This is a genomic window from Jiangella anatolica (assembly GCF_003236295.1).
Classification (GTDB): domain Bacteria; phylum Actinomycetota; class Actinomycetes; order Jiangellales; family Jiangellaceae; genus Jiangella; species Jiangella anatolica.
This window is the reverse complement of the sequence record NZ_POTW01000129.1, coordinates 1-15,061: the sequence shown is the minus strand read 5'-3', so window position 1 is coordinate 15,061 and position 15,061 is coordinate 1. Positions and strand designations below refer to the sequence as shown.

14 protein-coding genes are annotated in these 15,061 nt (G+C 73.4%); 11 read left to right on the top strand and 3 right to left on the bottom strand.

From position 1 onward, the window contains the following. A partial coding sequence (locus tag C1I92_RS30505; protein WP_111258399.1) for an energy-coupling factor transporter transmembrane component T occupies positions 1-434 on the top strand: 434 nt, incomplete at its 5' end. Here the strand turns inward: C1I92_RS30505 and C1I92_RS30500 are convergent. Beyond that, on the bottom strand, positions 431-2,014 hold the full coding sequence (locus tag C1I92_RS30500; protein ID WP_111258398.1) for an alkaline phosphatase D family protein: 1,584 nt from the start codon (positions 2,012-2,014) through the stop codon (positions 431-433). The two genes, C1I92_RS30505 and C1I92_RS30500, sit on opposite strands and share 4 nt — an antisense overlap. Positions 2,015-2,050: 36 nt before the next feature. Beyond that, a complete protein-coding gene (locus tag C1I92_RS30495; protein WP_111258397.1) occupies positions 2,051-3,034 on the bottom strand; it encodes an oxidoreductase in 984 nt (327 codons plus the stop codon). A 109-nt stretch (positions 3,035-3,143) separates the two neighbouring features. Here C1I92_RS30495 and C1I92_RS30490 point away from each other — a divergent pair, with 109 nt between their 5' ends. After that, positions 3,144-3,686 carry a TetR/AcrR family transcriptional regulator gene (locus tag C1I92_RS30490; protein ID WP_111258396.1) on the top strand — a complete coding sequence of 181 codons (543 nt, stop codon included), beginning with the start codon at positions 3,144-3,146 and terminating at the stop codon, positions 3,684-3,686. 36 nt (positions 3,687-3,722) lie between these two features. On the opposite strand, the gene C1I92_RS30485 is transcribed toward C1I92_RS30490, so the two are convergent. Beyond that, positions 3,723-5,030, bottom strand: coding sequence for a CehA/McbA family metallohydrolase (locus C1I92_RS30485; RefSeq protein WP_111258401.1), 1,308 nt, complete (start codon positions 5,028-5,030; stop codon positions 3,723-3,725). 69 nt (positions 5,031-5,099) lie between these two features. Between C1I92_RS30485 and C1I92_RS30480 the strand changes: the two genes are divergently transcribed. The 9 genes from C1I92_RS30480 to C1I92_RS30440 all read left to right on the top strand — a co-directional run bounded on the left by C1I92_RS30480 (position 5,100) and on the right by C1I92_RS30440 (position 14,789). Next, positions 5,100-6,419, top strand: coding sequence for a hypothetical protein (locus tag C1I92_RS30480; protein ID WP_111258395.1), 1,320 nt, complete (start codon positions 5,100-5,102; stop codon positions 6,417-6,419). Positions 6,420-6,512: 93 nt separating this feature from the next. After that, positions 6,513-6,938: a hypothetical protein gene (locus tag C1I92_RS30475; protein ID WP_111258394.1), complete on the top strand. Its 426-nt coding sequence runs from the start codon at positions 6,513-6,515 to the stop codon at positions 6,936-6,938. A 200-nt stretch (positions 6,939-7,138) separates the two neighbouring features. Further along, the gene (locus C1I92_RS30470) at positions 7,139-8,830 is read left to right on the top strand and encodes an RNA/DNA-binding domain-containing protein (RefSeq protein ID WP_111258393.1); all 1,692 of its coding nucleotides are present in this window, start codon (positions 7,139-7,141) and stop codon (positions 8,828-8,830) included. A gap of 44 nt (positions 8,831-8,874) precedes the next feature. After that, entirely contained in the window at positions 8,875-9,654 is a 780-nt protein-coding gene (locus tag C1I92_RS30465) for a CPBP family intramembrane glutamic endopeptidase (RefSeq protein ID WP_438940544.1), read from the top strand. Further along, a complete protein-coding gene (locus tag C1I92_RS30460) occupies positions 9,651-10,034 on the top strand; it encodes a DUF3052 family protein (RefSeq protein ID WP_111258392.1) in 384 nt (127 codons plus the stop codon). The genes C1I92_RS30465 and C1I92_RS30460 overlap by 4 nt, the downstream gene beginning before the upstream one ends. 23 nt (positions 10,035-10,057) lie before the next feature. Continuing rightward, positions 10,058-11,263, top strand: coding sequence for a Kelch repeat-containing protein (locus tag C1I92_RS30455; RefSeq protein WP_111258391.1), 1,206 nt, complete (start codon positions 10,058-10,060; stop codon positions 11,261-11,263). A gap of 63 nt (positions 11,264-11,326) precedes the next feature. After that, complete coding sequence (locus C1I92_RS30450) at positions 11,327-12,985, top strand: circularly permuted type 2 ATP-grasp protein (RefSeq protein ID WP_111258390.1); 1,659 nt, start codon at positions 11,327-11,329, stop codon at positions 12,983-12,985. Further along, on the top strand, positions 12,979-13,920 hold the full coding sequence (locus C1I92_RS30445) for an alpha-E domain-containing protein (RefSeq protein ID WP_111258389.1): 942 nt from the start codon (positions 12,979-12,981) through the stop codon (positions 13,918-13,920). Before C1I92_RS30450 ends, C1I92_RS30445 begins: the two co-directional genes overlap by 7 nt. Continuing rightward, a complete protein-coding gene (locus C1I92_RS30440; protein ID WP_111258388.1) occupies positions 13,917-14,789 on the top strand; it encodes a transglutaminase family protein in 873 nt (290 codons plus the stop codon). Before C1I92_RS30445 ends, C1I92_RS30440 begins: the two co-directional genes overlap by 4 nt. Positions 14,790-15,061: the final 272 nt, after the last annotated feature.

Here is a 15,061-nt window from a genome sequence, read left to right as displayed (position 1 = left end):
GGGTGGGGTGGCGGGCCGCGTGGGGGCAGCTGCGGCCGCTGCGCTGGTTCGTCGTCGTCCTGCTGGTGGTGCAGGTGGTCATCGCCGACGTGCCGACGGCGGTCGCGCTGACCGCCCGGCTGGTGCTCGCGGTCGCGCTGGCCGCGCTGGTGACGTTGACGACGCGGACGACGGACCTGATGGCGGCGCTGGAGCGCGGGCTGCGGCCGTTCCGCCGGTTCGGTGTCGACCCGGCCCGCGTCTCGCTGCTGATGTCGCTGACGCTGCGCAGCGTCCCCGTCGTCGCCGGGATCGCCGGCCGGATCCGGGAGGCGCGCTGGGCCCGCGGCCGCGAGCGCAGCGTCCGCGCGTTCGCCGTACCCCTCGTCGTCGGCGTGCTGCGGCACGCCGACGCGATGGGTGAGGCGCTGCAGGCCCGCGGCCTGGACGACTAGGCCGAGACGTCGGCGATGCCGGGGACGCCGGCCTCGACGGTGACGCTGGCCCGGGTCGTGACCGGGGCGCCCGGCTGCCGGACGTACGGGACGACGCGGTAGTCGGTGCGCCAGGCGTCCGGCGTCAGCGTGCAGGTGGCGTAGCCGCGCTGGACGTTGTGGAACTTCATGTGCGGGTTCTCCGCCAGCCAGACGCCGCCGAGCGCGTCCTGGTCGGCGCCGTCGCCGCCGGCGCTGACCGACGTCGCGAGGAACTCGGTGCCGACGGTGGCCGAGCCGGGGTCGTCGAAGTTCGCCTTGAGGTCCGCGGCGACGCTGCGGTGCGCGTCGCCGGTGATCACGACGAAGTTCTCCACGGACCGGTCGCGGACGCCGTCGAGCAGCCGGGTCCGGGCCGCCGCGTAGCCGTCCCAGGTGTCCATGCCGAACGCCTGCACCGGACCGGCCTCGTGGTCGGCCTGCATCATGAAGATCTGGTTCGCCATCACCTTCCACGTCGCCGGCGAGCCCGCCAGTCCGTCCAGCAGCCAGGCCTCCTGGGCGTCGCCGAGCATCGTCCGGGCCGGGTCCAGGCGGTCGGCGCAGTCGATCTGCCGGCCGTCGCCGCAGGCCTGGTCGTCGCGGTACTGGCGGGTGTCGACGACGTTGAAGTCGGCCAGCGTGCCGTAGCGCAGCCGCCGGTAGAGCTGCATGTCCGGGCCGGCCGGCAGCGCCGCGCGCCGCAGCGGCATGTTCTCGTAGTACGCCTTCAGCGCGGCGATCCGCCGGGCCCGGAACACCTCGCCGCCCACGCCGACGCCGTCGACGTCGTCGGCCCAGTTGTTGTCGATCTCGTGGTCGTCGAGCACCACGACCCACGGGGCGGCGGCGTGCGCGGCCTGCAGGTCCGGGTCGCTCTTGTACTGGCCGTAGCGGATGCGGTAGTCGCTGAGCGACTGGCACTCGACGGCGGGCAGGTGCGCGCGGCCGATGGTGCCGGCCCCGCCGGTCTCGTAGATGTAGTCGCCCAGGTGCACGACGAGGTCGAGGTCCTCCTCGGCCAGGTGCCGGTGGGCGGTGAAGTGGCCGTCGGCGTAGTTCTGGCAGCTGGCGAACGCGAAGCGGACCTGGCTGGGGGTCGCGTCGGCGGCCGGCGCCGTGCGGGTGCGGCCGACGGGGCTCAGCTCGCGGCCGGCGCGGAAGCGGTACCAGTAGTCGCGGCCCGGCTCCAGCCCGCCGACCTCCGCGTGCACCGAGTGCGCCAGCTCCGGCGTCGCCCGGACCGTGCCGGACCGTTCGATCTCGCGGAACCCCGGGTCGCGGGCGAGCTGCCACTGCACCGGGATCGCATGCTGGCCGGCCATCCCGGCCAGCCCGTCGGCCGCGAGCGGGTCCGGCGCCAGCCGCGTCCACAGCACGACGCCGTCGGGCAGCGGGTCGCCGGAGGCCACGCCGAGCGTGAACGGGTTCTGCCGGAAGATCGGGTTGGCGCGGACCGGCGCGGCGGAGAAGCCGGCCAGCGCGGCGGCGAACGTCAGCGCGCCGCCGCCGGTCAGCGCGAGGAACCGGCGGCGGTCGAGGGTGGACGGCGAGGCGGGCACGGGCACCTCCGGAAGGCGTGGGGGTGCCCGATCACATCACAGTCGTCCCGACTTCCGGTCAATACCGAATTGAACGGCCGGCGTCGGTGCGGTGAAGTCATAGGTGACCCCGGTCAGGCGCTCCGACTCGGCCCAGAGCCCGCGCTGCGCGGCCTCGTCGTGCGCCGCCGCACTGGACGTCACCAGCGTCGGGTGGCCGGTCCACTCGCCCCAGCCGTCCGGCCCGTAGTAGTCGCCGCCGCGCACCTCCGGGTCGAGCGCGGCCCGCAGCAGCGGCAGCGCACCGTGCGCGGTGTCCTGGACCAGCCAGGACACCAGCCGGTGCAGTCGCGGCCCGCTGGCGATCCGGATGTGGAGCGGAGCGTGACGCATCAGCTCGGTGCGGCTGCCACCGGGATGGGCCGCGACGGCGATCGAGGTCGCGCCCGCGTCCGCCATCCGCCGCTGCAACTCGTACGTGAACAGCAGGTTCGCCAGCTTGGACTGGGCATACGCCGCCATCGGGCGGTACGGGCGCCGTTCGAAGTGCGGGTCGGTGAGATCGAGCCGGCCCCTCTTGTGCCCGTTGCTGCTGACGGTGACGACGCGCGAGCCTGGCGTGGCCAGGAGCAGGTCCAGCAGCAGGCCGGTGAGCGCGAAGTGGCCCAGGTGGTTGATGCCGAGGTGCCGCTCGAACCCGTCGGCGGTGTGCTGGCGCGGCAGCCACATCACGCCGGCGTTGTTGACCAGCAGATCCAGCCTCTGGTGCCGATCGTGGATGTGGGCCGCGGCGGCCCGGACGGAGCGCAGGTCGCCCAGGTCGAGAGGTACGACCTCCGGCGCTCGCGGACCGGTCATCGTGGCTGCGGCGGCGGCCGCCTTGGCGACATCGCGGCAGGCCAGCAAGACCGTGGCGCCGGATGCGACGAGCGTGGCGGCAACCTCGCGGCCAAGGCCGGTGTTGGCGCCGGTCACGATGGCCGTCCGGCCGGTCAGGTCGCCGATGTCGTCGGGTGTCCAGGTGGGATGGGGCGAGTCCATGGCGTCCTCCGTCGGTGTGAGTAGAATCGGGACGCGCGTTCCGGTTCAGACTATACGGGACGAGCGTCCCGGTTGTCTAACGGTGTGGCGGAGTGGGAGGTGGCCGGCGGTGCGTGCCGACGCCCGGCGCAACTATGCGCGCATCCTCGAGGTCGCCATCGAGGCGTTCGCCGCCGAGGGACTGTCGGTGTCGGTGCACGAGATCGCCCGCCGTGCCGGGGTCGGGACCGGCACCGTCAGCCGGCACTTCCCGACGAAGGAGGCGCTCTACCAGGCGATCGTGCAGGCCCGGCTGGAGCAGCTGGCGCAGCGGGCCCGCGAGCTGGCCGCATCGGCGCCGCCCGGCGAGGCGCTGTTCGAGTTCGTCCGGTTCATGGTGACCGAAGGGGCGACGAACCGCGGCCTCGCCGAGGCGCTCGGCGGCGCCGGGTTCGACGTCGAGACGGCCGCGGCGGACACCGGGCTGGACTTCGGGGCCATGCTGCGCGGCCTCCTGGTCCCGGCGCAGCGGGCGGGGGAGGTCCGCGCCGACCTCGACCAGGCCGACGTCAAGGCGCTCATCGAGGGCTGTCTGGCTCGCGAGCGGGGCGGGATCGACCCGGCCGCGCGCGACCGCATGCTCGCTGTGACGATCCGCGGACTGCGGCCGTAGACAGCCCATCCCTGCAGGCCGGTCGGCGGCTCGGGGTCACGCGGGATCGAGCCACCAGGGGCTGGAGTAGGCGATGCCGAAGTCGTTGCACGGGTGGCCGTCCGGGCCGGGCGTGCCGTTGGGCCGCGACGGGTCCGACACGCGCAGCACCACCCAGTCGCCGTCGTCGCCGTCCAGCGGGACGGTGAACCGGGTGACGCGCCCGGCCGCCGCCTCGATGACGTCGGCCACCACCGGGACGCCGTCACCGGGCCGCAGCACCTGGACGTCGAGCCGGGTGCCGTCCCACTCGTCGCCGCGGTCGAGGTCGACGGCGAACCGCACGTCGCCGCCGGCGTGCCGGAGCGAGCCGCCCATCGGCACGCCGTCGGCCGTGGCGTCCAGCCGCAGCCCGGACATGCGGGTCGCGAAGAACCGTCGCTCCGTCATCGCCCGGAACACCGCCTCGCGGGTGTTCTCGGTGACCCACATGCCGGTGCGCCCCTTGCCCTCCGGGTAGCCCCAGTCGGTGCCGTGCTCGTCGGTGACGCCGGACAGTCCCGGCCGCCAGCCCGCGTTCAGGCACGTGACCAGCGGCGAGCTGACGCCGTCGGCCCACCCCTCGAAGAGGTAGTCGTCGTAGCGGTTGAACATCTCCAGGCTGACCAGCTGGTCATGCGCCCGCGGCTCGTAGCGGAAGTCGTTGAACCGGCCCGGCTCGCGGCCCGGATGGTTGAACCCGGCCAGCCCGTCGGCGCCGCCGTCGCCGAGGCCGAGGAAGCCGTCCTCGCGGGTCAGCCAGCGGTAGAACCCGCCCATCAGGGTCGCGTCCAGCACGTCGGTGTAGGCGTCGGTGAACCACACGTTCACGTGGCCGAGCAGCGGGTTGGTCCACTCGAAGCCGCGGATCGCGGTGAACACGCCCGGCTCGTCCGCGGCGTCGGCCAGCTCCCGCGTGCGCCGCCAGCCGCTGCGGCTCAGGCCGCTGATCCGGTTGACGCCGTCGGGCAGCAGCGGGTCGAGGATGCTGAGCACGCCGTCGGACAGCGTCGCGTGGTCGGTGAGCGCGGCGACGTCGAGACCGGCCGAGCGCATCGACTCGTAGGCCAGCGCGGGGTCGCCGGAGCCGTCGGAGAACAGCGTGTGGTTGTGCAGGTCGGCGTGGACGAGGGTGCGGCCGCGGGTGATCCGGGAGGCCCGCTCGGCGCCGGGCGATCCGGTGGCCGTCCGGGTGACCGCGGCGGCGTCGCTGCCGCCACCGGCCACGGATGCGGCGAGGATCAGGCCGCCCGCGCCGGCGAGGACGTCGCGCCGGCGCGGGCCCGGATCGTCGCCGTGGTCGTGGTCGTGGTCCGCGTCGCTCATGGACACCCCTCGGTCGTCGCGGCAGGGAGGCTCGCCCACCACCCTAATCGGAGCCGTTAGCCTCCTCTCGTGCTGGTGTTGGCGGTCGCGGCGTTCTCCGTCGCCTGGTGGCTGGGGCTCTACCTGGCCGGCCGGGATCCCGCCGACGCCGCGATGCGCCGGGCCGGGCTGGGCCTGGTGTCATACGCGGTGGCGCTCGCGCTGGCCCCGTTCGACGGGTCCGTCGTCGAGGCGTTCGGGTACGTGTTCGCCGGGCTGCCGGCGCTGATCTGGGCCGGTGTGCTGCTGGCGCTGCTGCCGGACGAGTCCGCCTGGCGGGCGCCGGCCGAGCGGTGGTGGCGGTTCGTGGTGCTGCCGCTGGGCGTGGCCGAGCTGGTCGTCGCCGCGGTGGTCGGCGGCCGGTGGGAGCCGCTGACGGCGGTGCTGGTGCTGGCGCCGCTGGCCGGCGCGCTGGTGCTGCTGGTGCGTTCCCGTTCCGTCGCCTTGGGTCTGCCGCACGGAGTGGTGGTGCTCGCGACGCTGCTGTTCGCGCTCGGCGCCGTCGCGGTGCTGGTGCCGCTGGGCTGGCTGCCGCTCGGTGTCGTCCTCGCCGCCGTCGGCGTGGACCTGGTCGTGCTGGGCGTCGTCGTCGCGGTGACGAACGCGCTGGAGGCGGGCGAGGCGCTGGGCGCGGACCTGCGACGGTCCGCCGTCGGGGCGCTGCTGGCCGCCGTCGTGTTCGGCGGTCAGGTCGGGCTGGTCTCGCTCGCGTCGGGTTCTGGGGACGGGCTGCGGGCGCTCGCGTTCGGCGTCGTCGGGGCCGCGATCGCCGTCGTGACGCTGGCCAGCGTCGTGCAGGCGGCCGTCGACCGGCTGGCCTTCGCGGGGACGCCCGCGCTGCGATCGTCGCGAGCTGAGCTGCGCGACGCGTCGGACGCCCTGCCGCGTCGTTCCTCGCGCCACGAGCTCGACGACCTGGACGACGAGGCGTTCGCGCGGCTGGTCCGCGACGCGCTGCGGCACTACGGCGACCTCGGCAAGCTCGTCTCCAGTCCGCTGCTCGCGCTGCCCGCCGTCTCCGCGCGGCTGGCGTCGTCGGGCCGCGGCGAGCAGCCGCTGGACCGGGCGGCCGAGCTGAAGGCGTTGCTGCTGGAGAGCATCGAGCGGCTGCGGCCCCGCGACGCCGACTTCGGCACCAGCGAGGAGTGGCGGTACTTCAACGCGCTGTACTTCCCGTACGTCGCCGGGATCCGCCCGTACCGCCGTCAGCCCGACCTGTCCGGCCTGGACGAGACGTCGCGGCGGGCGTTCGACTGGCTGCGCCGCTACGTGCCGGAGCGGACGCTCTACAACTGGCAGAACGCCGCCGCCCGCGTCGTCGCGGAGGATCTGCGCGCGCGGACCGGCTGAGACTGGCAGTACTCGGCAGTGCCGCGTCTGTGCTTGGCAGTGCCTTCGGGGCGACGGTCGTGTGGTCCGAACGACCTCACGAAGGAGCTGGTCATGATGGCCGCTGACACCGTTGCCCGCCCCGCCGTCGCGCGGATCCGGGACACCCCGCTGCTGCGCTGGACCCTGGAGATCGACGGCATCGTCACGGTGCTGAACGGCCTGGCGTACGTGGCCGCGGCGGGGTGGGTGGGCGACCGGCTGGGCCTGCCGACGTCGCTGCTGTACCCGGCCGGCGCGGTGCTGATCGTCATGGGCGCGTTCGTGTTCTACGTCTCGACGCGGCGGGAGGCGCCGGTGTCGTGGGTGGGCGCGATCATCGCGATCAACGCCGTGTGGGTGGTCGACAGCGTGATCGTCGCCGCGGCCGGCTGGTTCGACCCGACGACCGCCGGGACGGTGTGGATCCTGCTGCAGGCCGCCCTGGTCGCGGTCTTCGTCGAACTGGAATGGGTAGGCCTCAGGCGGGCCCGCCGCTGACCCCGTCACCGCGAGACCTCCGGCCCCGGCGCGCATGAGCCCGCGCCGGGGCCGGTGCACCGCAACCCGAAAGTAGAACGGAGGCAGCCGATGGCGGACGCAGTTATACTTTCAGCCAAGAAAGTGTAACTCCTCGCCCTGGAGGGCCGTTGTCGTTCCATTTTCTGGGTCCGGATCCCGTCGAGTCGCAGCTCCAGCGCGTGATCGACGGGCTGGTCGCCGGGCGCGCGCCACGTGACATCGAGCTGCTCAACATCGATGTGAAGGAGGAACCGGGGCGTCGCGCGCCGGACGGCTCGGTGTTGCCGGGCGGGGCCGAGAACGAGGGTGCCGCCAAGTACCTTGCCGGAGAGCTCACCTGCATCGCGAACACTCCGGGTGCTGGCGCCATCCTCCTCGGCGTCGCCGACGACGGTGCGCGGATCGGGACCGCCCTCGGGGCCGAGTGGCTGCGGCATCGCATCTTCGAGCTCAGCGACCGGCGCCTGACCGTGGACATCCGGGTGGGAGATCTCGGCGGGACCCGGGTGCTCGTGCTCCGGCCGCCGGAGGCGGTGGAGCCGATCCGCTGGAACGGCCGGATCCGCTGGCGGGTAGCCGACCATTGCGTCGAGGTCGATGCCGCGACCTGGATGGCCGGCCGCCTGCATCGCGGCGGGTTCGACTGGTCGGCTCAGCGGTCGGGCTACCGGCTGGACGACGTCCAGCCCAGCGCTGTCGAGGTCGCCCGGCGCTTCCTCAGCCAGGCCGCCAGCGATCCAGCGGCGGCCGACCTCGCGGCGGCCACGGACAACGATCTCTTGCGGAGACTGAACGTCGTCGATGGTGACGGCCGGCTGACGAACGCCGGGGCTTTGCTTTTCGTGACGACGCAGGGCCCGGCCATCGACTATCTGCGGCGCGATCACCCAGGTGGTGACAGCACGGTCCGCGTGCGACGAGAGGGGCCGCTGCTCGTCCAACTGTCCGAAGTAGAGACGGCGGCCGCCGCATCGAACGCCATCGTGCAGGTGGCTGAGGGACTCGTCAGAGGACAGGTGCGCAAGCTACCTCAGTCCGCGGTGCGCGAGGCGATCGTGAACGGCGTCGTCCACCGCGACTGGACCACGGCCGCTCCGGTCGTGGTCGAGCACGTCGGCGATACCCTCACCGTCACCTCACCGGGCGGATTCATCGCCGGCATCACACCCGAAAACATCATCACGCATCCGTCCGCGCCCCGATACCAGTCGCTGGCCGAGGCGGCGGCATCGCTACGGCTGGCGGAACGGGAGGGAATCGGCGTCGATCGCATGGTCGCGTCCATGCTCGCTCTGGGTCATGAACGACCGGACATCTCCGAACTGCCGGGACCGTATGTCCGGGCCGTTCTCCTGGGCGGGCCGCCCGATCAGATCTGGACCGGATTCCTGGCAGGCATCTCGCCGTCGACGGTCGCCCGCGATGTCGACCTGCTCCTGATGCTGGATCATCTGTGCGGGCATGGATGGATCGACTCCCGGCAGGCGGCGCCGTTGATCCAACGCGGTGAAGCGGAGGCCGAAGCCGCCATCGGCCGACTGGCCGAAGCGATCTTCTTCGAGTACCGCATCGTGGCCGAGGTGGCCGGAGTGCCGGCTGGCGAGCCGACGGCCTGGCGGTTGTCCGACCTTGCCGGCGAGTGGCTGTCCTACCGGCTGAGATACCGCCAGGGCGAAGCGCGGCAACGCATGATCCTGGACTGGGCGCGGGCACGGGGCCGGGTCTCGTCGACCGAGGTGGCGGATCTCGCCGGGGTGGCGCAGAACTACGCCGGGAAGCTGCTGACGGAGCTCGAACGACAGGGCTACCTGGAACCCGGGCGCGCCAACCGCAGCGGCCGCGGGTTCTTCTACCGCCCCGTCAGCGGCTGAGCATTAAGCCCAGGCTCAGGGAACGCCGCTACGCTCGAACGGTGGTGACGCAGGACCTGCCCGCGGCCGGGACCGAGACGACGTCGCGGCGACGGCTGACCGCGGAGATCTGGATCGTGCTCGGGCTGTCGCTGGGGCAGTCCGCGGTGTACGCCGTCGTGAGCCTGATCGCGCGGCTGACCAGGCCGGAGCGGCTGAGCGAGCAGACCGCGACGCTGAACGCGTCGCGCAGCACGCGCGAGTACCTCGACCTCACCTACCAGGTGCTGTCGATCGGGTTCGCGCTGGTGCCCGTCGCGCTGGCGCTGTACCTGATGTCCGGGCCCGGCCGCTCGGCGGTGCGGCGGATCGGCTTCGACCTGGCCCAGCCGCGCCGCGACCTGCTGTTCGGCGCCGGGCTGTCGGCCGTCATCGGGCTGCCGGGGCTGGGCATCTACTTCCTCGGGCACGCGCTGGACATGAACGTCTCGATCCAGCCGAGCACGCTGAACGAGTACTGGTGGACGGTGCCGGTGCTGATCCTGTCGGCGCTGCAGAACTCGGTGGTCGAGGAGGTCATCGTCGTCGGGTTCCTGATGACGCGGCTGAAGCAGCTGGGCTGGGAGCTGCCGGCGATCATCGCGACGAGCGCGGTGCTGCGCGGCTCGTACCACCTGTACCAGGGGTACGGAATGGCGATCGGCAACATGCTCATGGGCGTCGTCTTCGCGTACTTCTACCACCGGACGAAACGGGTGATGCCGCTGGTGGTGGCGCACTCGATCCTCGACATCGTGTCCTTCGTCGGGTACGACCTGTTCGCCGACGAGCTGGGGCTGCCGTGACGACGGGGTACTCGGGGACGCCGCTGGTGCGCAAGCTCGGCATCAAGCCCGGGCACCGCGTGCTGTTCGACGGCGCGCCGGACGGCTTCGCGATCGACGGCGTCGAGACGGCCGACGGCGGGCCCTACGACGTCGTGCTGCTGTTCACCACCAGCCGGGACCGGCTGGAGCGCGAGCTGCCCGGCCACGAGGACCGCATCGAGCGCGACGGCGCCATCTGGGTCGCCTGGCCGAAGCGGGCCAGCAAGGTCCCGACCGACATGACGGAGAACGTCGTCCGCGACGTGGCGCTGCCGCGTGGGCTGGTCGACGTGAAGGTGTGCGCGATCGACGAGGTGTGGTCCGGGCTGAAGCTGGTGATCCGCAAGGAGAACCGCTGACCCCGTCACCGCGTCCAACCAGCATGAAGACGCGGTGGGTGGTGGCGGCGGGGCTGGCCCTGCTGACGGCTGGATGTGGGGAGACGGCGGCCGGTCCGGAAGCGGACGGCGAGCCCGGCTGGCGACCGGTGGCACAGTCGCCGCTGACGCCGCGCGAGGCGCCGCTGACGGTCACCGTCGGCGAGCAGATCCTGGTCATCGGCGGCAGCGACGGCCCGCCGTGCCCGCCGAACGCCGACTGCGTCGCGCCGCCGGAGCCGCTGCGCGACGGCGCCGCCTACGACCCGGCGGCCGACGCGTGGACGCCGATCGCCGACGCCCCGGCGCCGGTCGGCGGCGGTCCGGAGACCGCGGCGGTGGTCGGCGACATGGTCTACGTGCTGACCTCGGGGTTCGGCGCCGACGGCACGATGTCGAGCACGTTCCAGGCCTACGACGCGGCCGCGGACGCGTGGATCGAGCTGACGCCGCCGGACGACACCGGCTGGCGGGCGCTGACGGTCGCCGGCGACCGGGTGGTCGCCTACGTCGGCTCGCACGAGTCTATGGACGCGGCGGTGCCGACGGCACTGGACCCGCTGCCGGCCGACCTCACCTATGACGCCGCCACCGACACGTGGACGGCGCTGCCGGCCGACCCGCTCGGCCCGTCCTACGACCGTCGCCTAGTCGGCACCCCCGGCGGCGCGGTGCTCCTGGCCAGCGACCTCGTCGCGAACCCCGGGGTGGAGCCGCCGGTCGTCGACGCGGCCCGGTTCGACCTCGAGTCCGGCGCCTGGACCGAGCTGCCCAGCGGCGACGTCCTCAGCGGCTACGGTTTCCGCGCGGTCGGGGACGTGCTGGTCAGCGCGCTGGAGGGCAGCGCCGACGGCGGCGAGGTGAACAACTGGGGCCGCGACATCCCGTACGGCGCCGTCCTCGACCCGGCGACGGGCGCCTGGTCGGCGCTGCCGGACCGGCCCGAGCGGGACCCGCTGGACGGCTTCATGGTCCCGGGCGACGTCAGCGACGAGCAGACCATCGTCTCCGGGGCCTGGGCCCTGGACGTCCCGGCGCAGGCGTGGACGCGGGTGCCGGAGCTGCCGGTCGACGAGCACGTGCAGGGCCAGTCGGTCGCCTTCGCCGGCGGCGTCGTGTTCCTGTGGGGCGGCTCGGCCTGGGGCGACGACATGAGCGACGGCGAGCTGCTCGCCGACGGCTGGGTCTGGACCGTCCCCACCCCTGACTGAGACGGCGGCCCGGTCACGCGGGCGACTTGTTCGTGTAACACGCCGGTTCTACGCTGCGCAGGTATGACCGACATGCTGGCCGGATACCGATTCGGGGCGGCGTGGGACGAGGTCTACACCGCCGACGGCGCGCCGCGGCCCACCTACGGCGGCCTGCACGAGGCGCTCACGGCGGCCGGCCCGGAGGTGCTGGCCAGCCTCGCCGCGTTCCTCGGCACCGTCTTCCGCGACCAGGGCATCACGTTCGACCACGAGGGCGTCGAGCGGCCGTTCCCGCTGGACATCGTCCCGCGCATCATCACGGCGGCGGAGTGGGACGTCGTCGAGCGCGGCGTCGCGCAGCGGGTCCGCGCGCTGGAGGCGTTCCTCGACGACGTGTACGGGTCCGGGCTGGTGTTCCGCGACGGCGTCGTGCCGCGGCAGGTCGTGGTGTCGTCGCAGCACTTCCACCGGCAGGCGTTCGGGATCCGGCCGCCGAACGGGGTGCGGGTGCACGTGTCCGGCATCGACCTCGTCCGCGACGAGCAGGGCGAGTTCCGCGTCCTCGAGGACAACCTGCGCACGCCGTCCGGCGTCTCCTACGTCGTCGAGAACCGGCGGGCGCTGGCCCGGGTGCTGCCGGAGCTGTTCGGCGGGCACCTGGTCCGCCCGGTCGCCGGCTACCCGGCCCGGCTGCTGGCGGCGCTGCGCGCGGCCGCCCCGCCCGGCGTCGACGACCCGACCATCGTCGTGCTCACGCCGGGCGTCCACAACGCCGCCTACTCCGAGCACACGCTGCTGGCGCGGCAGATGGGCGTGCAGCTGGTCGAGGGCCGCGACCTGTCCGTCATCGGCAACGAGGTGCGCATCCGCACCACCCGCGGGCACCAGCGGGTCGACGTCATCTACCGGCGGGTCGACGACGACTTCCTCGACCCCGTGCAGTTCCGCGCCGACTCCATGGTCGGCAGCCCCGGCCTGCTCAACGCGGCCCGGGCCGGCAACGTCACGCTGGCGAACGCCGTCGGCAACGGCGTCGCCGACGACAAGCTCGTCTACACCTACGTGCCCGACCTGATCCGGTACTACCTCAGCGAGGAGCCGGTGCTGCGCAACGTCGAGACCTGGCGCCTGGACACCCCGCAGAACATCGCGCAGGTGCTGTCGAACCTCGGCGACCTGGTGCTCAAGCCCGTCGACGGGTCGGGCGGCAAGGGCATCGTGATCGGCCCGCAGGCGAGCGACGAGGACCTGGCCACACTGCGCGACGCCGTGGAGGCGAACCCGCGCGGGTACGTGGCGCAGCGGCCGGTCCGGCTGTCGACGGTGCCGACGCTGATCGGCGACCAGCTCGTGCCTCGCCACGTCGACCTGCGCCCGTTCGCCGTCAACGACGGCCGCGAGGTGTGGGTGCTGCCGGGCGGGCTGACCCGGGTGGCGCTCCCGGAGGGCAGCCTGATCGTCAACTCCAGTCAGGGCGGCGGCTCGAAGGACACCTGGGTGCTGGCGTCGCCGGCCCGTCCCGCCGAGCCGGCGCCGGATCCGGCCGGCGGCGAGAGCAGCGTCCTCGCCGGCGCCGACCTGACGGAGCCGGAGGCCGACCTGCCCGCCGGCGCCGGCGCGCCCGGCCTCGGCGACCACGTCGACGGACGCCGCCCGCTCGCCGTCCCGCCCGATCTGGGACCGTCCGAACCGCCCCGTGAGCAGCAGCAACAACAACAGCAGGGGAGGACGACGTGCTGAGCCGGATCGCGGAGTCGCTGTACTGGATCGGCCGCTACCTGGAGCGCGCCGACGCGAAGGCGCGCGTCGTCGACGTCCACCTCACCCGGATCCAGGACGAGCCCGGCACCGACCAAGAGCGGCAGCTGCGCACGCTGCTCGCGGCGATGGGCGTCGATCCCGGCGACGGCGCCGTGACCCCGTCGTCGGTCGTCGCGCTGCTCGCCTTCGACCAGGACTCGCCCGCGTCGATCACCGCGGCGCTGACGGCGGCCCGCGAGAACGCCCGCGGCGCCCGCGAGATCCTGTCCAGCGAGCTGTGGGAGGCGCTCAACGTCACCTGGCACGGCCTCGCCGAACGCCGGATGGCCGCCGCCGTGCTCGGGCCGCAGGTGTTCTGCTACTACGTCCGCGAGCGCACCGCGATGACCACCGGGCTGATCTCCACGACGATGGTCCGCGACGACGGCTGGCGATTCCTGTCGCTCGGCGTCGCGCTGGAGCGCATCGACATGGCCGCGCGCATGCTGTCCACCCCGGCGCTGGCCGAGGGCCGGGCGTCGGTGCTGGCCGGGCTGCTGCGCAGCGTCGGCGGACACGACACCTTCGTCCGCGTCTACCAGGGCGCGGTGTCGCCGGCCAACGTCGCCGAGTTCCTGCTGCGCGACCAGCTCTCGCCGCGGTCGGTGGCGTTCTCGCTGGCCGCGGCCGAAGCGCTGCTGCGCGAGCTGGACCCCGGCCTGGACGACCGGCTCGGCGTCGCCGACGGCGCCCGGCGCGCGCTCGGCCGGATGCGGCTGGCGCTGGAGTTCCGCTCGTCGGCGGAGCTGCTGGACGACCTGCCCAGCCTGATCGAGTCGCTGCTGCGGCTGACGTCGCGCACGTCGGACGAGGTGACCAGCCGCTACTTCGGCAAGTCGCTGCACGTGCGGTGGGCCGAGGAGGTGGCGCCGTGACGGCGGGCGCGCCCGGCGCCGGGTGGTTGCTGTCGGTGAAGCACCACACCGGCTACCGGTACGCAGGACCGGTCTTCTCCTCGTACAACGAGGCGCGGGTGACCCCGCGCAGCGATCCGCGACAGCGGGTGCTGGACGCGACGGTCGAGGTCAGCCCCGCGGCGTCGCTGTACCGCTACGTCGACTACTTCGGCACGGTGGTGACGGCGTTCGACGTGCACGCGGCCCACTCCGAGCTGACGGTGACGGCGAGCTGCGTCGTCGAGACGGCGCCGGCGTCCGCGGTCGAGGCCGCCGAGGACGGCACCGGCTGGGCCGCGCTCGCCGACCCGGACACCGTCGACGAGCTGGGCGAGTACCTCGCGCCGACGCAGCGCACGACGGCCGGCGACGAGCTGCTGGCGGCGGCCGCGCAGGTCCGGGCCGCCGCGACCCCCGACGACGGCGCGCGCCTCGCGGCCGGCTGGACGCACACGCGGCTGGATTACGTCACCGGGTCGACCAGCGTGCACACGAACGCCGTCGAGGCGCTGGCCGAGGGCCGCGGCGTCTGCCAGGACTTCGCCCACGTCACGATCGCGCTGCTGCGCTCGGCCGGCGTGCCGGCCCGGTACGTGTCCGGTTACCTGCACCCGACGGCCGACGCGGCGATCGGCGAGACCGTCACCGGCGAGAGCCACGCCTGGGTGGAGTGGTGGGCGGGCGGCTGGCGGGCCTACGACCCGACGAACGACTCGGTCCCCGGACCCGGGCACGTCATGGTGGCCCGCGGCCGCGACTACGACGACGTCACCCCGCTGCGCGGCATCTACCACGGCGGCGACAGCCAGGCCCTGGGCGTGTCGGTCGAGGTGACGCGGCTGCGCTGACGGCGGGTCGGTGGCACACTCCGGGAATGGACCTCGCGGCGGATGAGAGAGCTCTCATCCACGTCTCACCGTTGTCTCGCCCGGCGTGCCGACCATGCTGAGCATGAAGTCGGCGGCCACCCTCACCATCACCGCGCTGGCGGTCGTGGCCGCCGGGATCTTCGGCGTCGGCGCGCTGCTGGCGGCGCCGTCGACCGGCGACGACTTCGGCGAGCCGGTCGAGGTCGGCCCGTCCAGCTCCGAGGGCCGCGAGCCCACGCGCACCCCGTCGC